This is a genomic window from Streptomyces sp. NPDC001868, from assembly GCF_040297125.1.
In the GTDB taxonomy this organism is placed as follows: Bacteria; Actinomycetota; Actinomycetes; order Streptomycetales; family Streptomycetaceae; genus Streptomyces.
The window spans coordinates 56,758-74,393 of record NZ_JBEOYO010000032.1 but is presented as its reverse complement, the minus strand read 5'-3'; the positions used below and the strand labels follow the sequence as shown (position 1 = coordinate 74,393).

15 protein-coding genes are annotated in these 17,636 nt (G+C 71.4%); 7 read left to right on the top strand and 8 right to left on the bottom strand.

The features are described from left to right. Positions 1-9: 9 nt before the first annotated feature. From ABT147_RS30600 to ABT147_RS30580, 5 genes are all read right to left on the bottom strand, one after another. Positions 10-969 carry an ABC transporter permease gene (locus ABT147_RS30600; RefSeq protein WP_351412076.1) on the bottom strand — a complete coding sequence of 320 codons (960 nt, stop codon included), beginning with the start codon at positions 967-969 and terminating at the stop codon, positions 10-12. Continuing rightward, on the bottom strand, positions 956-1,918 hold the full coding sequence (locus tag ABT147_RS30595; RefSeq protein WP_351412074.1) for an ABC transporter ATP-binding protein: 963 nt from the start codon (positions 1,916-1,918) through the stop codon (positions 956-958). The genes ABT147_RS30600 and ABT147_RS30595 overlap by 14 nt, the downstream gene beginning before the upstream one ends. A 211-nt stretch (positions 1,919-2,129) precedes the next feature. Continuing rightward, entirely contained in the window at positions 2,130-3,524 is a 1,395-nt protein-coding gene (locus tag ABT147_RS30590; protein ID WP_351412073.1) for a LolA family protein, read from the bottom strand. A gap of 222 nt (positions 3,525-3,746) precedes the next feature. Then, entirely contained in the window at positions 3,747-4,772 is a 1,026-nt protein-coding gene (locus ABT147_RS30585; RefSeq protein WP_351412070.1) for a CHRD domain-containing protein, read from the bottom strand. Positions 4,773-4,934: 162 nt separating this feature from the next. Next, complete coding sequence (locus ABT147_RS30580) at positions 4,935-5,945, bottom strand: polyprenyl synthetase family protein (protein ID WP_351412068.1); 1,011 nt, start codon at positions 5,943-5,945, stop codon at positions 4,935-4,937. A gap of 889 nt (positions 5,946-6,834) precedes the next feature. On the opposite strand from ABT147_RS30580, the gene ABT147_RS30575 reads away from it, so the two are divergent. Next, positions 6,835-7,584 (top strand): LysM peptidoglycan-binding domain-containing protein, encoded by a 750-nt coding sequence (locus tag ABT147_RS30575; RefSeq protein ID WP_351412066.1) that lies wholly within the window; start codon positions 6,835-6,837, stop codon positions 7,582-7,584. A gap of 105 nt (positions 7,585-7,689) precedes the next feature. Here ABT147_RS30575 and ABT147_RS30570 read toward each other — a convergent pair whose 3' ends face one another. The 3 genes from ABT147_RS30570 to ABT147_RS30560 form a co-directional block, all read right to left on the bottom strand. Then, complete coding sequence (locus tag ABT147_RS30570; RefSeq protein WP_351412064.1) at positions 7,690-8,496, bottom strand: HAD family hydrolase; 807 nt, start codon at positions 8,494-8,496, stop codon at positions 7,690-7,692. Positions 8,497-8,849: 353 nt separating this feature from the next. Further along, entirely contained in the window at positions 8,850-10,052 is a 1,203-nt protein-coding gene (locus ABT147_RS30565) for an NAD(P)-binding domain-containing protein (RefSeq protein WP_351412061.1), read from the bottom strand. A 74-nt stretch (positions 10,053-10,126) separates the two neighbouring features. After that, positions 10,127-11,401 (bottom strand): carboxylate--amine ligase, encoded by a 1,275-nt coding sequence (locus ABT147_RS30560; protein ID WP_351412059.1) that lies wholly within the window; start codon positions 11,399-11,401, stop codon positions 10,127-10,129. A gap of 203 nt (positions 11,402-11,604) precedes the next feature. Between ABT147_RS30560 and fahA the strand changes: the two genes are divergently transcribed. The 6 genes from fahA to ABT147_RS30530 all read left to right on the top strand — a co-directional run bounded on the left by fahA (position 11,605) and on the right by ABT147_RS30530 (position 17,597). Beyond that, positions 11,605-12,882 carry a fumarylacetoacetase gene (gene fahA / locus ABT147_RS30555; RefSeq protein WP_351412057.1) on the top strand — a complete coding sequence of 426 codons (1,278 nt, stop codon included), beginning with the start codon at positions 11,605-11,607 and terminating at the stop codon, positions 12,880-12,882. A 463-nt stretch (positions 12,883-13,345) separates the two neighbouring features. Beyond that, complete coding sequence (locus tag ABT147_RS30550; protein WP_351412055.1) at positions 13,346-14,149, top strand: GntR family transcriptional regulator; 804 nt, start codon at positions 13,346-13,348, stop codon at positions 14,147-14,149. Between the two features lie 103 nt (positions 14,150-14,252). Beyond that, positions 14,253-14,480, top strand: a complete 228-nt coding sequence (locus ABT147_RS30545; protein ID WP_010986276.1) for a 4Fe-4S dicluster domain-containing protein — start codon at positions 14,253-14,255, stop codon at positions 14,478-14,480. Positions 14,481-14,507: 27 nt separating this feature from the next. Next, positions 14,508-15,863: an ABC transporter substrate-binding protein gene (locus tag ABT147_RS30540; protein WP_351412052.1), complete on the top strand. Its 1,356-nt coding sequence runs from the start codon at positions 14,508-14,510 to the stop codon at positions 15,861-15,863. Further along, the gene (locus ABT147_RS30535; protein WP_351412050.1) at positions 15,860-16,795 is read left to right on the top strand and encodes an ABC transporter permease; all 936 of its coding nucleotides are present in this window, start codon (positions 15,860-15,862) and stop codon (positions 16,793-16,795) included. Before ABT147_RS30540 ends, ABT147_RS30535 begins: the two co-directional genes overlap by 4 nt. After that, positions 16,779-17,597 (top strand): ABC transporter ATP-binding protein, encoded by an 819-nt coding sequence (locus tag ABT147_RS30530; protein WP_351412048.1) that lies wholly within the window; start codon positions 16,779-16,781, stop codon positions 17,595-17,597. The genes ABT147_RS30535 and ABT147_RS30530 overlap by 17 nt, the downstream gene beginning before the upstream one ends. Positions 17,598-17,636 lie beyond the last annotated feature (39 nt).

The window sequence follows — 17,636 nt, the reverse complement described above, 5'->3', positions numbered from 1 at the left end:
TCGCCCGCGTCAGGCGGTGATGTCCTTCGCCGTGAACCTCGCCCACGCCGCCGACCCGAACACCGCCGCGTACACGGCCTGGAGGCCGAAGTTGCGTTGCAGGTCCTCCCAATAAACCGGCTCGCGCATGAGGTCGGCGAAGGAGAGCCAGTAGTGGGAGAAGAAGTACGGGTGGAGGGCGTCGAGCTGGGGGATCTGGTCGAGGATCTGGACGGTGATGAGGAGCCCGACCGTGGTGGCCATCGCGGCGATACCGCTGTTGGTGAGGGTGGAGATGAACAGGCCGAGTGCCGCGATCCCGATCAGTGACATCGCCACCGCCAACGCGATCAGCAGCGCCCGCCACAGGCCCTCGGCGAAACCGATCCGTGTGCCGGAGATCGTCGTCAGATCCCCGAGCGGGAACAGCAGCGCCCCGACGGCCAGGGCCGAGGCCGCCACGACCAGGGTCGCGACCAGGCAGAACGTCATCGTGGTCGCGTACTTGGTGAGCAGCAGCCTGGTCCGGCCGGCGGGCGAGACCAGCAGATAGCGGAGGGTGCCCGCGTTCGCCTCGCCCGCGATCGCGTCCCCGGCGATCACGCCGACGGCCATCGGCAGGAAGAAGGGGAGTGTCGCGGCGAGGGCCGTGAAGACGAGGAACAGCCCGTTGTTGGTGATCTGCGCGATGAACGCGGGACCGCCACCGCCGCCGCCCCCACCGCCCGGTCCGCCGCCCATCGACGACCCGTCACCGGTCTCGATCCGCACCGCGATCCCGACGAGGACCGGCACCGCCGCGAGCACTCCCAGCAGCGCGATCGTCCGCCACCGCCGGAAGGTCGTCACCAACTCGCTGCGGAAGAGCCCGAAGGTCCACAGGAGACTCGGTTCCCTGATCGCCGGTGCGGGGGCTTCGGACAGGGCCTCGGCCGCGGCCGCCCTGGTCTCCCTCCCCTCAGCCGTCTCAGCGTGCTCAGCCCGCGACATCGAACCCCTCCCCCGTGAGCGCCACGAACGCGTCCTCCAGGGAGGCCCGTTCGAGGGCGAAGCCGCGGACGCGGACGCCCGCGGTGACCAGTGCGGCGTTCAGTTCGGCGAGGTCGCGCTCGGGCGGCGGCGGTTCGGCCGTGACCCGGTCTCCCTCGCCGGCCGCGCCGCCCTCCGTCACGAGCACGTCCCCGATGCCCTGTTCCTTGAGCACCCGGGCCGCGTCCGCCGGGTCGGGGGTGGTGACGACGAGACGGCCGCGCGCGCCGGCGGCGAGTTCGGCCACCGGGCCCTGGGTGATGAGCCGGCCCTTCGCCATGACGGCGACATCGGTGCACACCTGCTCGATCTCGTCGAGGAGGTGGGAGGAGAGGAAGACGGTGGTGCCGTCGGACGCCAACTCCCGTACCAGGGCGCGGATTTCCCGCATGCCCTGCGGGTCGAGCCCGTTGGTCGGCTCGTCGAGGACGAGGAGGCGGCGCGGCTGGAGCAGTGCCGCGGCCAGGCCCAGCCGCTGCTTCATGCCCAGCGAGTACGCCTTCGCCTTCTTGCCTGCGGCGGCCCCGAGCCCGACCCGGTCGAGCGCCGCCGCGACGCGCGTACGCCGGGTGCGCGGGTCGGCGGTCGGGTCGGCGGAGTCGTAGCGGATCAGGTTGTCGCGGCCGGAGAGGAAGCCGTACAGCGCGGGTCCCTCGATGAGGGCGCCCACGTGCGGGAGGACGGTCCGGCTGGAGCGCGGCATGGGCCGGCCGAGGACCCGGGCGGTGCCCGAGGTCGGCTCGATCAGGCCCATCAGCATGCGGATGGTGGTGGTCTTGCCCGAGCCGTTCGGGCCGAGGAAGCCGAAGACGCTGCCGCCGGGAACCGTCAGTTCCAGGTGGTCCACGGCCACCTGGCCGCCGCGGAAGGTCTTGGTCAGCCCCTGGGTGTGGATGGCTGCGTCGCTCATGGCTCCCCTCGGGCACGGCCGGTGGGCCGGGACGGCCACCTCGCCGCCCCGGCCCACCGGCCGAACATCACTGCTCCGCCGTCCGACCCACCGACCGACCGAGCGTCGCTGCTCCGCCTTCCCGATCACCGGCCGGGCGTCACCGCTCCGCCCTCCCGATCACCGGCCGGACGTCGCCGCTCCGCCCTCCCGGCTCACCGGCCGACCGTCACTACTTCGCCGCGTTGGCCGCCTTCACCAGCGCGTCCTTGGTGACGGCGCCCGCGTACACCTTGCCGTCGTCGGTGAAGAGGACGTTGATCAGGCGGGTCTTGAAGACCGTACCCGAGCCGAAGTCGCCCTTGACCTGGTCGCCGAGGGAGTTCAGGAATCCGTCGACCCGGGCGTCGCCGGTCGCGTCCGCACCGCCGCCCGTGGGCAGGCCGCCCTCCGCGCCGCTGTCGAACACGGCGATGGTGCTCCAGCCCTTGCCGAGGGTCTTCAGCCCGTCGAGCCCGCTCGCGAACTCCTCCTCGGAGACCTCGGACCCCTCGGAACCCTTGGCGTCCTTGGGGGCCTCGGGAATCTTGAGTTCCTTGCTCTCCTTGGCCGGCGCGTCCTTGCCGGACTCCTCGAACGCGGAGTCGCCGGACCCGGACTCGTGGCTGCCAGACTTCTCGGCCTCGTCGGCCTCGGTGACCTTCGCGCCCTTCGGCGGGGTGAAGTCGAACGTCGAGGCGCTCGGCTTGCCGAAGTCGACCTTCGTGAAGCCCGCGTCCACGACGGCCGCGCCGCCGCTCGCCGGGGTGAGCGTGAACTTCAGCGGCAGACCGGTCTTGGCGTCGACGGCGATCGAGATCGCCCCGACCGTCGAACCGGACTGCTTCGGCTCGACGACCAGCTTGTACGCGTCCCGCCCGGCGACCCGCGCGGTCCCGTCGACGGTCACGGACGTGGTGTCGTCGACGGCCTTCAGGGCCTCCTCGGCGAGCTGCTGAGGCGTGGCGGGCACGTCCTCCGGAGCCTGCTGGTCCTTGCCGTCGCCGCCCTCGCCACCCTTGCCGCTCTCACCCTCCGGGCCGGCCTCGGTCGCGTGGTACACCTCGTTCGAGGCGCTGTCGTACGCCCACAGGTCGTCGCCGTTGTGGATGACGCTGTACTCGGCGGCGTCGTCCAGCAGCGACAGCTTCTGCTTGTCGGGGCCGTCGGCGGCGACCCGCAACGTGTGGGTGCCGGTGGCCAGTTCGAGGAGCTTGGCGGAGGGGTCGGCGGAGGAGCCGCCGTCGCCGCCGGGAGCCGCCTGCGCCCCCAGGCTGTCGGCCAGACCGCCCAGGTCGGGCAGGCCCAGATCCGTGGTGATCTTCACCGTGCCGGACACCTGCTGTACGTCCGACGCGGCGATCTTCTCGATGAGTTCCTGCGCGCTGATCTTCGGCAGATCGGGGTCACCGGAGCCGGCGAAGGCCGGGACGAGCCCGATGGTCGCGGCCGCCAAGCCCAGCACGGTGACCGGGACGACGTACCGCGCGGCCTTGCGTCGCCGTGCCGAGCGCATCTCCTCGGCCTCGGCCGCGAGTACGGCGGCGTCGCCGGACCGGGCGCTGTCGTCGGTTTCGTACGGTGCCATGTGTGCCTTACCTCCGTCGTCGGCGGCGGCGTCTGGTCGTAGCCGCCATTCTCACCCGAATCGGTGAGGAGTGGTGATACCCATCTGACCAAATCGGCCGCCGTGAATCGTCAGACTCGGGACTCAACTCCGTGTACTGCTACGGGATGACATGACGGGGCGACGCCTCCCCCCAACCCGTAGGGGTCGCCGGGGGGAGGCACCGCTGGTCGAACAGGCGCTCTAGCGGTTGATGAACACGTAGTCGGCCTTGTACGGGACGCCGACGATCGCGCCCGGCGAGCAGGAGCCGGCCGGGGCGACACCGCCGACGGTGTTGAGCCGGAGGATCTCGGCGGTGTCCGCCAGCAGCCCGCGGTGCTTGCCGGACTGCTTGGCCTTGAGGTCCAACTCGGGGATGTTGCGGTCGCCGTTGGGCGACTTGGAGATGAGCGACCCGGTGACGGCGCTGCGGTCGGGCGCGATCCACTGCGGGGTACCGGAGCCGGGCTTCACGAAGGAGTGCGCGATGCCGCCGCCGAGTACGGCCGCGACGTCCCGCTGGGCGAAGGCGTAACCGCCGCCCTCGGCCTTCTTGCACTCGTAGATCTGCTTGCCCTTGAGGACCGACGCCTGGAAGTTGCGCAGCGCGTACCGGAAGTCGAAGTCGGTCGTCACCTTGTGGAACTGGCCGCGGACGGCCCCGCCCGGGAACTGGGCGGTGTGCAGGTTGGCGTAGAACGAGGCCGGGTCGTTCCTGAGCTTCTTCAGCAGCGCGGCGTCCTTCACCTCGACCGTGCCGGTGAGGCTGCGGCTCTTGCCGTACTTCTTGATCAACTTGGTGAAGTCGACCTTGATGCCGCCGTTGACGCCCTTGCCGCCCTGGTGGATGTGGAGCGCGCTGGGCCTGTCGGTGCCGCGCCAGGTCACGGCGACGGACACCTTCTCGCCCTTGATCCGCACGAACTCCAGTGCCGCGCCGTCCTTGTCCCCGACGGCCGGCCCGCCCTTGACGGGCACCTCGTCGGCCCCGTTCAGGCTGGCGGCGAGGATGGTCCCGCCCCGCCCGGTGCCGGCGCCGCCGAAGAGAGCGCCGGCGCCGCTGTGTCCGCCGTGCTGTACGGCGATCTCCGTTCCGCCGCCCCCGCGGCTTCCGCTGTCCGCGACCGCCGGGATCACGGCGGCGGCGACACCGGCCGCGGTGGCCACCGCGACACCGGAGACGATCAGACCCTTGCGACGCGAGGCGTATGCAATGAAAGATCCCATGATTCTGTTTTCTCCCCGTAACGCAGCTGACGCCCCCTGCGTCAGCTTCTGGGCGTTGATACGGAGTGGATCTGAATCTGGACTCAGTCCATGTGTGTGATCTGGGTCACACAGCAAAACGGGCCCGTCCGCCGATTGCGGACGAGCCCAGGGGGGTGGTGCCTAACCGGCCCGGTGCACCACCGCGTCGCACAGCTCCACGAGCGCCGCCTTCGCGTCGCACTCCGGCAGCGGTGCCAGCGTGGCCCGCGCCTCCTCCGCGTAGCGGATCGTGTCGCGGCGGGCCTGCTCCAGCGCGGGGTGGACCCGCAGCCGGGCCAGCGCCTCGGCGTGGCGGGCGTCGTCGGTGAGGTCGGAGTCGAGCAGTTCGCACAGGGCGATGTCCTCCGGCAGCCCCAGCCGACCCGCTCGCTCGCGCAGCCGGAGCACCGGCATGGTCGGCACGCCCTCGCGCAGATCCGTGCCGGGCGTCTTGCCGGACTCGTGCGAGTCGGAGGCGATGTCGAGGTAGTCGTCGGCGAGCTGGAAGGCGACGCCGAGCCGCTCCCCGTACTGGGTCAGCACATCGACCACGGTCTCGTCGGCGCCCGCCATCAGCGCGCCCAGCCGCCCGGCGACCGCGACCAGCGAGCCGGTCTTGCCGCCGAGCACATCGAGGTAGTGCTCGATCGGGTCGCGTCCGTCGCGCGGCCCGGCGGTCTCCAGGATCTGTCCGGTGACGAGCCGCTCGAAGGCCCCGGCCTGGATGCGTACGGCGTCGGGGCCGAGGTCGGCGAGGACGTGCGAGGCGCGGGCGAAGAGGAAGTCACCGGTGAGGACGGCCAGCGAGTTGTCCCAGCGGGCGTTGGCGCTCGGCACGCCCCGGCGCACCTCGGCCTCGTCCATCACGTCGTCGTGGTACAGCGTGGCGAGATGCGTCAGCTCGACCACCACCGCGGAGGGCACGACACCCGGCGCGTACGGGTCGCCGAACTGCGCCGCGAGCATCACCAGCAGCGGCCGGAACCGCTTCCCGCCCGCCCGCAGCAGATGCTGGGCGGCCTCCTGGATGAACGGGACCTCGCTCTTGGTCGCCTCCAGCAGCCCCTCTTCGACGGCCGCCATTCCGGCCTGGACATCGGCTTCGAGAGCCTGGTCCCGCGCGCTCAGCCCAAACGGCTCGACGACGGTCACGAGGGTTCTCCTGTCTGCTGACGCCTACTGACGGTCACACGGTCGATCTGGTCGCTCTCACGGACGATGACAAAGTTTGTCGATCTGTCGCTGTCATCACCCGAGTCAGCGTATCCGGTCACCTTTCGATCACCACGAGCGCCCACGGGTTCGCCCCGGGGTGGTAGAGGACCGGTACGGGACCGCACTCCCCATATTCTTGATCAACTGGTACGCGCCGATATCCACCGACGCGCGTGCCGCACCCGCCCGCGAGACCCCGTCCCGGGTACCCGCCGCTCCCCCCGCGGACCCCCGCGCGCCCCACGGTCGGCCGAATCCACTCCCGTCCGCCCCCGCCCACTCCCGCGCGCACGCCCTTTTTCCGCCCATATACGCCCCCTTCATCCAGCCCGAGTTGACCGATTTGCCGCTTACCCGTGCTTCACCCGACTCCTCCCGTGAGTTGGGTCACGCGCCACTCGCGCGGCCCCCTCACGCCACCCCGTCGACTTTCCCTTTGCGGTAGGCAAGTTGAGCCGGGAACGGCACCCGGAATCGAGGGTCGAAACACATCAAAGTCAAGGTCAACTGGACCAAAGCGCCAAACCAGGACTTGTTCCGATCGTGTGCTCTCGCATACGTTCACACCTCGTCCGGACGGACCGCCTAATCCTGCCGCCGCCCCGGACTCCCCACCCATCACCACTCATCCACGCACGGCAGGAGCGGGGGACCCAGGTAAGCCGCCGGTCCGAGCATCCCCATCGGACCGGCTATGGGGTGAAGCCACGCGCAGTACGCCCAGCGGACGCCGCACGCACAGCGACCGCCGGGCCGACGCGCACGGCCGGGCATCTCCAGCCCGAACCCGACAGCTCACCTCGTAGGCGACGGAGAGGAATCCGCCATGCCCGCACGAGGCAAACACCGTCGTACCAGAAGCAACGCGCTGACCCGCGGCATCGTCGCCGCCGGAACGGGCGGGGCCGCGCTGGCCCTCCCGCTCACGCTCGCCACGACCGCGAGCGCCGCCACCCCGGCCCAGGCCGCCACCTCCGTCCAGACGGCCCCGCAGTCGGCGCCCGCCGCGGCGAAGGCCAAGTCCACGACGTACACCGTGGTCTCCGGGGACACGCTGTCCTCCATCGCGCGCAAGCACCACACGAAGGGCGGCTGGCAGCGGCTCTACAAGGACAACCGCGCGGCCATCGGCGACAACCCGGCGCTGATCCGCCCGGGCCTGAAGCTGAAGGTGAACGGCGCGAAGGCGGCCACGGCCTCGAAGGCGTCTACCGCGAAGCCCGCCGCGGCCACGCAGGCGTCGGTCAAGACCTACGCGAACAACCTCGACGGCTGGATCCGCGAGGCGCTGGACATCATGGCGCAGAAGGGGATCCCCGGTTCGTACGACGGGATCCACCGCAACATCATGCGTGAGTCGTCGGGCAACCCGCTGGCCATCAACAACTGGGACTCCAACGCCGCCGCGGGCACCCCGTCGAAGGGTCTGCTCCAGGTCATCGACCCGACCTTCGCCGCGTACCACGTCTCCGGCACCCCGTACGACCCGTACGACCCGGTCGCGAACATCACGGCGGCGTGCAACTACGCCGCCGACCGGTACGGCTCGATCGACAACGTCTTCGGGCCCTACTGAGCCCCACCGGCTCCCCACTCGTTCCCCTGGGCCGGCGGGCCCAGGGGAACGTCTGTCTGAACGCCTGTCCGACACGCCGCCTGACGCGGCGCCTGAAGCGCCCGTCTAACGGAACAGCCGCTCCAGCACCACCGCGATCCCGTCGTCCTCGTTGGAGAGGGTCACCTCGTCGGCGACGGCCTTGAGTTCGGGGTGGGCGTTGGCCATCGCGACCCCGTGCGCGGCCCAGTCGAACATCGGGATGTCGTTGGGCATGTCCCCGAAGGCGATGGTCCGGTCCGGGGTCAGCCCGAGATGGTCGGCGGCCAGGGCGAGACCCGTCGCCTTGGTGATGCCGCATGGCTGGAGTTCGACGGTGCCGGGCCCGGACATGGTGACCGTCGCCAGCGAACCGACCGCCATCCGCGCCGCCGAGGCCAACTCGTCGTCGGACAGATAGGGATGGCGCAGCAGCACCTTGCTGATCGGCTCGCACCACAGGTCGTCCCGGCGCGGCACCCGCACGGCGGGCAGCGTGGGGTGCGGCATGAGGTAGCCGGGCTCGATCAGGGTGAGGCCGTCGACCCCGTCCTGGTCGACGGCGGCGTACACCTGTCCGACCTCCGCCTCGATCTTGCCGAGCGCGGTCTCGGCGAGTTCCCGGTCCAGGGTGACGGACCAGAGCAGCCGGTCCGCGCCGTGGTCGTACAACTGCGCGCCCTGTCCGCACACCGCGAGCCCCCTGCTGCCGAGGTCCTCCAGCAGTGGGCGCACTCTCGGCGCCGGCCGTCCCGTCACCACGAGGTGCTGGGCACCGGCCCCCGTGGCCCGCGCCAGCGCGGCGAGGGACCGGTCGGAGAGCGTGTCGTCACTGCGCAGGAGCGTTCCGTCCAGGTCAGTGGCGATGAGTGAATATGCGGTGGGAGCGGCCATGATCAGAGAATACGGATGCCACGCCCCATCGGTTCGACGCGAACCGGACGACGTCCGTCGCCTCGACGTCCCCATACGCCCCGTATGTCAACCCCCGTTGCCCGAACGGGGGTTCAGGGAGGTGGCGGGGGCGGGACGGGGGGTCGGGTCGGAGGGGGCGGGCATGACGGGGCCGTGGGCGGGACGTTGTTCGGGCGCGGGTGAGTGGGGGCCGGCCGCGCAGTTCCCCGCGCCCCTTAGAAGCATGGGTCGCGCCCGGGGTTTCAGGGACGCGGGGAACCGCGCGAACAACCCCCACCCACCCGCACCCCGCGACGCACCGAACCCCACCGAGCCGAACCCGGCCCCGTCACTCACCCATGCGCCGCCGCCAAATGCCGAGCCAGCCGAGGCGAAGCGAACTCCGTCCCGCACACGAACCTCATCACCGGCCCGTACGAAGCCGCCGCGGGCAACCCCGTGAAGTACAACCCCGGTATCGACGACCGGAACCCCGCCCCCAGCACCGGCGTCCCCCGGCTCACCCCCAACTCCGTACGCAACTCATGCCCCAGGAACCCCATCGCCCCGACGTCGACCCGATACCCGGTCGCCGCGATGACATGATCGGCGCCCCACTCCCCCGTACGCCCCTCATGCTCACGCACCACAAGACGCGGACGCCCGTCGATGACCCCGGCGCGCACCACCCGCGCCACCTCCCGCACCTCAACCCGCCCCTCGAACCGCTCGCGCAACCACCAGGCGCCCAGCGGCCCAAGCACCCGGCGGACCAGGTGGTGCCGGGTGGCGGCGGGCAGGTACCGGTAGGGGTGCGGGTAGTAGCTGAGGGCCCACAGCGACCAGGCCCGTCCGAACGGCGACTCGGGCCGCAGCCTCGGCTGCTTCCACGGGGGCGCGCCGAAGGCCACGGCCCCCTGCCCGCGCGCCACGACCCGCACCCGCGCGCCGGCCTCGGCCGCGAGCACCGCCGTCTCCAGAGCGGATTGCCCCGCGCCCACCACGATCAGGTCCTTGCCCTGGAACCGGCTCAGCTCGGAGTGCTGTGAGCTGTGCGAGACGGGCCCCGTGGGGGTGGGTCCGTCCACGGCGGCGCCCGCCAGCTCGGGCGGCAGATGCGCCAGCCCGAACAGCCCGCTCGCCACGACGACGGCCCGCGCCGCGAACAACTCCCCCGAGTCCAGCTTCAGTTCGAAGCCGCCGCCCTTGCCCCGGTCCACGGACACCACCCGCACCCGTTCCAGGTCGGGCACGAGCCGCTGCTGGAACCACTCCCCGTAGGAGATGAAGGTCTCGACGGGGATGATGTCCTCGTCCGTCACGAGCCGCCGGATGCCGGCGGCGTCGCAGTAGTCGGCCAGGGTGTGGCCGCGCTGCGGGGCGTCGATGTTCGACGCCGCCGGGGTCGACTTCAGCAGCATCCCGGCGGGCATGTTGTCCCGCCAGCTCACCATGGGTTCACCGAAGACACGGACCGGAATGCCATGGGCCCGCAGATGCGCGGCGGTGGACAGGCCGAAAGGCCCGGCACCGATGACTGCCACCGGTTGAATCACGAAGTCCCTCCCCAGGACGCGTTGTGCCTACTTCGTGTGACGTCTTTCATGGCTTTCGTGTGGCCTACGTGCGGCTAGGGCCGCACAGGGGCGTTGCCCAGGCGAGTGCTTCGACTGGTCCGCCACAGGTGGTACAGATGCTTCGCGCCCGGCCGCACGAAGCGCGCGAGCATCGTGAGGAACGGCAGCGGATCGTCACCCGCGAGCCACGCCAGCTCCGTACCGCTCGCGCGGGCCGGCGCGTGCGGCGTGGTGTACCCGCTGCGCCGGTAGGCGAGCAGGGCCGGCAGATCGATGTTCTCCACGATGTACCGCCGCCCGGCGAGCTGTTCCCCCTCCGGCACGGCCCGCCCGGTCAGATCGAGGTGCATGGCGCGTACGACGTCGATCCCGGCCTCGTTCTCGAAGAGCCGGAACTGCGCGCCCATCCGGGGATTGAAGTCGAGCAGTTTGTACCGCCCGTCCCGCCGGTCGAAGCGCAGATCGAGGTCGATGACCCCGGCGAACCCGATCTGTTTGATGAACCGCGCGGCGAGGTCCGCGAGTTCGGGGTTGTCGACGACGTACGCGTTCGCCGTCATCCCCGCGTGGGGCGGCCAGGACCGCACCTTCACCCCGGTGAACATCGCGAGCGGCGCGGAGTCCGCGTCGAAGTAGGCGTGCACGATCCAGTCCTCGGCGTCCTCCCGGGGCAGATACTCCTGGAGGATCACCCCGGGCCGATCGCCCCAGCCCCGGGCCAGCCGCAGCAGGCTCTCCCGGTCGGCGATGCGGGTCGTGCCGCTGACGGCGGGCTGACGACGCCGTTCGAAGGCCTCCCGGTTCTTGGCCACCACCGGGAAGCGGGCCCGCTGCGCGAACCGTTCGACCTCGTCGTACGACTGCGGGAAGGAGCTGACGGGGCTGGCGATGCCGTGTTCCCCGCAGAGTTCGTGGAGCCCCTGCTTACTGGCGAGCCGGCGAGGGAGCTTCCCGTCGACGCGGGGGAAGAGGAACCGGGTCGCCAGTTCCTCCTGGTGCTCGGCGATGAGCACCGCGGCTTCCTCGTCGGTGGGTATGAGCACGGCGGGCCGGCCGATCCGCCGGCCGATGCGCAGCAGGCCGTCCACCAGCCACCCGGGCTCCTCCGTCCCGGTGGTCGGCCAGACGAACGCCCGCCGCAGATAGCGTGAGACGGCGGCCGGTGTGTACCGGTCCTCCGTGATCGCGTACATCGGCACGCCGAGCCGCCCCAGACTGCGGATGGCTCCTACGCCGCCATGGTGCAGCGGATAGCCGCCGAGCTTCACCACCAGCCCCGGAACGCCTCGGTCCGCCTGTACCGGCGCACCCCAAGTACCCCTGGCCACGGGTCCCCCCACGTGTCCCCCCTACCGGACCCGGACCCACCCCGTCCGCGTCCCCCAGAGGACGCTAAGCCGGAACCATTCCTTCCGACCCTCCCCTATCAGGACATTACGAACTCTTTAGACACTCCCCGATCTCCGCGCCTCCCCGTAACGTGATCCGCGACCCACGTACGACGGAACGCACGAGAGCGAGGCAGCACCCGATGCCCCCCTTCGATGTCCCCGAGGACGCCCCCTCCGAAGTCTCCGACGCCTCCGAAGGCGACCCCTTCGACGTCCCCGAGGGCCACCCCTTCGGCCCGCACAACCTCCCCTACGGCGTCTTCTCCGCCGCCGGTTCCGACGCCCGTACGGTCGGTGTCCGCCTCGGCGACCACGTCCTCGACGCCGCCGCGGCGGCCCACGCCCTCGGCTCCCCGTACGCCGCGCTCCTCGCCCACCCCACGCTCAACCCCCTGCTGGCGGCGGGGCGCACGGCGTGGTCGGATCTCCGCCGGGCGCTGACGGCGTGGCTGACGGTGCCCTCGCACCGCGAGACGATCGCCCCGCACTTCCACGCGCTGTCCTCGGTGACCCTGCACCTGCCCTTCGAGGTGGCCGACTACGTCGACTTCTACGCCTCCGAGAACCACGCCCGGAACGTCGGGAAGATCTTCCGCCCCGACTCTCCGGACCCGCTGACCCCCAACTGGAAGCATCTGCCCATCGGTTACCACGGCCGGTCCGGCACGGTTGTCGTGTCCGGCACGGAGGTGGTACGGCCGTCCGGCCAGCGCAAGGCGGCCACCGACCCGGCGCCCGTGTTCGGCCCGTCCGTCCGGCTCGACATCGAGGCGGAGGTCGGCTTCGTCGTCGGGGTGCCGTCGGAGCAGGGCCGGCCGGTGGCGCTGGGCGACTTCCGCGACCACGTCTTCGGCCTCTGCCTCCTCAACGACTGGTCCGCACGCGACCTCCAGGCCTGGGAGTACGTCCCCCTCGGCCCCTTCCTCGGCAAGTCCTTCGCCACGTCCGTCTCGGCCTGGATCACCCCGCTGGACGCCCTGGACGAGGCCCGCGTGTCACCCCCGGAGCGCACGCACGCCCTGCTCCCCTACCTGGACGACTCCCCGTCGGACGTCGACCCCGGGGGCTACGACCTCCGCATCACCGTCGCCATCAACGGGCACGTCGTCTCGGAGCCGCCCTTCTCCACGATGTACTGGACCGCCGCGCAGCAGCTGGCCCACATGACCGTCAACGGCGCCTCCCTCCGCACGGGCGACCTCTACGGCTCCGGCACGGTCAGCGGGGGTGCCTCCGGCGAACGGGGCTCGCTGCTGGAGCTGACCTGGAACGGGCAGGACCCCCTCGACCTCCCCACCGGCAAGCGCACGTTCCTGGAGGACGGCGACGAGGTCACCCTCACGGCGTGGGCCCCGGGGCCCGGTGGGACGAGGGTGGGGTTGGGGGAGGTCACGGGGAGGATCAGGGGGCGGGAGTAGCGGGGGGTGCCGCCGGCGGGGTGGGTGCGTTGCCGATGGGGGTGGGCGCATCGCCGGTGGAGTGGAGCGTGTTGTCGGTGGGCGGGGCGCGGGTTCGCTGTAGGGGTGCCGGTTCGTGGGCGGCGTACGGTGCGTCGTGGTTGCTCGCGCAGTTCCCCGCGCCCCTTCAGGGCGCGGCCCACCCACCCCTGACATGACTGCGGGCAGTCGTGCCGCTGGGGCGGCACGGGTGGGCGCAGGCGGCGCCTCGTCACCGCCGAGCGGCGGAACCCACCCCCGCCCAGCCCCACGCAACCGCACATCCCAGCCACCGGCACACCATTCCCACCCACTGGACAACCCGGTGGCAGATCTTGCCCCCACCCCCGCAAAACCCCAGCTCAAACCCCCACCACCCCCCACCCCAGATGGCGCAACACTCCCGCAACATTCCCTTCCCCACCATTTCGGTATGGTTCAAAACATGCCACCCACCGACCGCATCCGGGACCACGCCGGCCAGGGCGCGACCACCGTCGCCGCCCACCGCGCACGTCGCCGGCTGCGCGCGGACCAGGCCCGGCAGCTCGCCGATCTCCTCCGCCGCCAACTCCTCACCGACGGCTTCGAGAACGGCACCCTCCCCCACGAGAACACCCTCGCCACCGACTACCGCGCCACCCGCAACACAGTCCGCGAGGCCCTGGACCTCCTCCGCGCCGAGGGCCTGGTGGAACGCTTCCCCGGCGTCGGCACCGTCGTCGTCGCCCAGAAGTACCCCCACGGCCTCGACCACCTGATGGGCCTCGCGGAAACCCTCCGCGAACACGGCACGGTCACCAACGAGGTCCGCACCATGGGCCCCGCCCCGGCCCCCACCCCCGTGGCCGACCGCCTCCACCTCCCACCCGGCACCGACGTCCTCTACATCGAACGCCTGCGCCGCCTCAACGGCCTCCCCCTCTCCCTCGACCTCACCTACATCCCGCTCACCCTCGGCTCCCTCGACATCGGCACCGCCCTGCTCGGCGCCGACCTGGAGAACACCGACGTCTTCCGCCTGCTGGAGACGATCACCGGCCACCGCCTCGGCCACGCCGAGATCACCCTGGAGGCGGTGAACGCGGACACCCACTCCGCCGCCGTACTCGAAGCACCCCGCGGCTCGGCCGTACTGATGCTGGAACGCCTCACCCACCTCGCCGACGGCACGCCCGTCGACCTGGAGTTCATCCGCTTCCGGGGCGACCGCATCACGATGAGCGGCCTGCTGCACCGCTCACGGTGACCCCGTAACCCGGTAATCCGGTAACCCCGTACCCCCGTACCCCCGTAACCCGGTAGCTCCGTACCCCATCACCCCTCTGTTCCGCCCCTCCCTGGAGACAGCCATGCCTTTGGCGCCCCAGCGGGCCGACGTGCCCGTGACCATCGACGAGTCGAAGTGCATCGACGGCTGCACCCTCTGCGTGGACATGTGCCCGCTGGACTCCCTGGCCATCGACGAGAGCAACGGCAAGGCCTACATGCACGTCGACGAGTGCTGGTACTGCGGCCCCTGCGCGGCCCGCTGCCCCACCGGCGCCGTCACGGTCAACATGCCCTACCTGCTCCGCTGAACGCTCCGGTGAGAGGCCCGAACTCCCATGAGAAACAAAGCAATTGCCACGACCGCCGCCACCCTCCTGCTGCCGCTCGCCCTGACCGCCTGCGGCACCGGCAGTGACACCGCGGCGGACGGCGGGACGGTCACCGTCACCGTCGGCTACCAGTCCAAGACCATCAACACCGTCACCGCCGGCACCCTCCTGCGCTCCCTCGGCTACTTCGAGGACGAGCTGAACGCGCTGGGCGGCAAGACCACGTACAAGGTCGACTGGCAGGACTACGCGACCGGCGCCCCCATCACGGCCCAGATGACCGCCGGGAAGATAGACATCGGTTCGATGGGCGACTTCCCGCTGCTCCTCAACGCGGCCCGCGGCAAGCAGCTCGGCAAGCCCACCCGCCTGGTCGCGGCCACCGGCTACAACCTGCGGGGCGGGCTCAACACCATCGTCACGGCCCCCGACTCGAAGCTCGGCGGCCTCAAGGACCTGAAGGGCAAGAAGGTCTCGACGAGCGTCGGTTCGGCGGCGGACGGCACCCTCGTACGAGCACTGCGGGACACCGGTCTCGACCCCGACAAGGACATCGAGAAGCTCAACCAGCAGCCGGCGGTCGGCGCCTCCGCCCTCTCCGGAGGCAGCACGGACGCGCTGTCGCAGTTCGTGGCGTGGCCGGGCCTGCTCACGTACCAGGGCAAGGCGAAGGCCCTGTACGACGGTGCGCAGCTCGACCTCCCCACCTTCCACGGCGTGACGGCCCGCGAGGACTTCGCGAAGCGGCGGCCCGCCGTACTGGAGGCCTTCCTCAAGGCCCAGGCCAAAGCGACGGACTACCTCGACGAGCACCCCGTGGAGGCCGCCGAGAAGGTCGCCGACGCGACGGGGCTGCCCGCCGAGGTCGTCTACCTCTACAACGGCGCGCACGGCATCGCGACCTTCGACCCCGCCCTGAAGCCCGCGCTGATCGCCGCCCTGAAGAAGGACGTCCCGATCCTCAAGGCGGCGAAGCTCACGGGCGACGTGGACGTGGACGCCTTCGTCGACGACCAGTACGTCCGCAAGGCGCTCGGTACGGCCTCGTACGAGAAGCGGCTCGCCGCCTCCCCCGCCCCGGCCGCGAGCGAGGTCTGGCCCAAGGACACGACGAAGACCCTGGACTTCAAGACGCCCGCCGAGCTGCTCACCTACGTCGCCGGGCACAAGGACGCCGTCCGCGCCGCGTACGTCCCCGACGCCACGACGGGTACGCAGTGGTTCGCCGACAAGGCGGTGTGGGTGGCCGACGGGGACCAGCTCCTCCCCTTCGTCGCCCCGGCCACGGCGAAGGCGTACATCGCCGGACACGACGGCGCCGAGGTCATCACGTATGCCGCCGCCCTGGAGCGGGCGTCGTGAGCCGCCCCGCCAAAGCCGACGGCCGCCGGCGCACGCGTGCTCCCGGCTCCCGGCCGCCCGCGACCCGCTACGCCCTGCGCGCCCTGTCCCTCGTCGGGGCCCTCACCCTCTGGCAGCTGCTGACCAGCCTGGACGTCGACGTCTGGCTGCGGTTCTCGCAGTTCCCCACGGTCACGGACGTGGGGCACGCCTTCGCGGACCGGATCTCCGGCCCCGACTACTGGACCGACCTCACCGACAGCCTCACCCGCATCCTGACCGGCTTCCTGCTGGCGGCGGTGCTGGGTGTGGCGGTGGGCATCCTCGTCGCCCGCTCCCGTCTCGCCGAGGACCTGCTCGGGCCGGTCCTGGAGGTGGTCCGCCCGATCCCGGCGATCGCCCTGGTACCCGTCGCGATCCTCCTCTTCCCCTCGAACGAACAGGGCATCGTCTTCATCACCTTCACCGCCGCGTTCTTCCCGGTCCTGGTCTCCACCCGGCACGCCGTACGGGCGCTGACCCCGGTGTGGGAGGAGGCGGTCCGCACGATGGGCGGCGGCCGGTGGCGGGTGCTCGCCTCGGTCGTCCTGCCGGGCGCGCTGCCGGGCATCTTCGGCGGTCTGTCGGTAGGCATCGGGGTGTCCTGGATCTGTGTGATCTCCGCCGAGATGATCTCCGGCCAATACGGCGTCGGCTACCGCACCTGGCAGGACTACACGGTCGTCGACTACCCGGGCGTCTTCGTCGGCATGGCCACGATCGGCGTCCTGGGCTGGCTGACGTCGACGGCCGTGGAACTGGTCGGCCGCCGGCTGACGCACTGGCTCCCGCGTACGTCGTACGCCCCCGTCCCGCGCCCCCGGGCGCCCCGAGCCGCAGCGGCACCGGCCGCCCCCGTGACAGCCACCGCCACAGCCAAGGCCGAGGAGGCACGTGATGAGCACCTCGTCTGAGACGCGGACCCCAACCCGTACGGAGGCACCGGCGCGGGCCGGCGAGGAGAAGCGCGCCCCCGCCGCCGTACGCGGCACCCGCCTCACCCTCCACACCGCCGACCTGGGCCGCCCCGACGCCGTGGCCCTGACCGGCGTCGACCTGGACATCGCCCCCGGCGAGATCCTCACCGTCGTCGGCCCGTCCGGCTGCGGCAAGTCGACCCTGCTGCGCACCCTGGCGGGCCTGCTGCCCCCGCTGGCCGGCGAGATCACCCAGGACGGGAGCCCCCTGACCGGCCCGTCCGCCGAACGCGCCCTCGTCTTCCAGGAGGACGCCCTCCTGCCCTGGCGCACCCTGCGCGCCAACGTCGAACTCCCGCTCGCCATCCGGGGCCTGCCGCGCGCCGAACGCCGTGCACAGGCCGAGGAGTGGCTGTCCCGGGTCGGGCTCGCCGAGTACACCCGGCAGCTGCCGCACCGCGTCTCCGGCGGACAGCGCCAGCGCGCACAGCTGGCCCGCGCCCTCTCCGGGCGCCCCCGCGCCGTGCTGATGGACGAGCCGTTCGGCGCGCTCGACGCCCAGACCCGGGCCGGTATGCAGGACCTGCTGGTGGAGGTGTTGCGGGGCACCGGCGCCACGGTCGTCTTCGTCACCCACGACGTCGACGAGGCCCTGTTCCTCGGCGACCGCGTGGCCCTCCTCAACTCCGGCCGCCTGACCGCCGTACGGAACGTGCCGCGCCCCCGCGACCGCACCGCCCACGACGACCCGGCACGCGTGGCCCTGCGCCGCGACGTACTCACCTCACTCGGGTCCTGACCTCACTCGGGTCCTGACCTACCTCGGTTCCTGACCTAC

Coding starts and splice junctions, on each gene's coding strand:
- ABT147_RS30600 (WP_351412076.1), bottom strand. CDS start 969: ATGTCGCGGGCTGAGCACGCTGAGACGGCTGAGGGGAGGGAGACCAGG.
- ABT147_RS30595 (WP_351412074.1), bottom strand. CDS start 1,918: ATGAGCGACGCAGCCATCCACACCCAGGGGCTGACCAAGACCTTCCGC.
- ABT147_RS30590 (WP_351412073.1), bottom strand. CDS start 3,524: ATGGCACCGTACGAAACCGACGACAGCGCCCGGTCCGGCGACGCCGCC.
- ABT147_RS30585 (WP_351412070.1), bottom strand. CDS start 4,772: ATGGGATCTTTCATTGCATACGCCTCGCGTCGCAAGGGTCTGATCGTC.
- ABT147_RS30575 (WP_351412066.1), top strand. CDS start 6,835: ATGCCCGCACGAGGCAAACACCGTCGTACCAGAAGCAACGCGCTGACC.
- ABT147_RS30570 (WP_351412064.1), bottom strand. CDS start 8,496: ATGGCCGCTCCCACCGCATATTCACTCATCGCCACTGACCTGGACGGA.
- fahA (WP_351412057.1), top strand. CDS start 11,605: ATGCCCCCCTTCGATGTCCCCGAGGACGCCCCCTCCGAAGTCTCCGAC.
- ABT147_RS30550 (WP_351412055.1), top strand. CDS start 13,346: ATGCCACCCACCGACCGCATCCGGGACCACGCCGGCCAGGGCGCGACC.
- ABT147_RS30545 (WP_010986276.1), top strand. CDS start 14,253: ATGCCTTTGGCGCCCCAGCGGGCCGACGTGCCCGTGACCATCGACGAG.
- ABT147_RS30540 (WP_351412052.1), top strand. CDS start 14,508: ATGAGAAACAAAGCAATTGCCACGACCGCCGCCACCCTCCTGCTGCCG.
- ABT147_RS30530 (WP_351412048.1), top strand. CDS start 16,779: ATGAGCACCTCGTCTGAGACGCGGACCCCAACCCGTACGGAGGCACCG.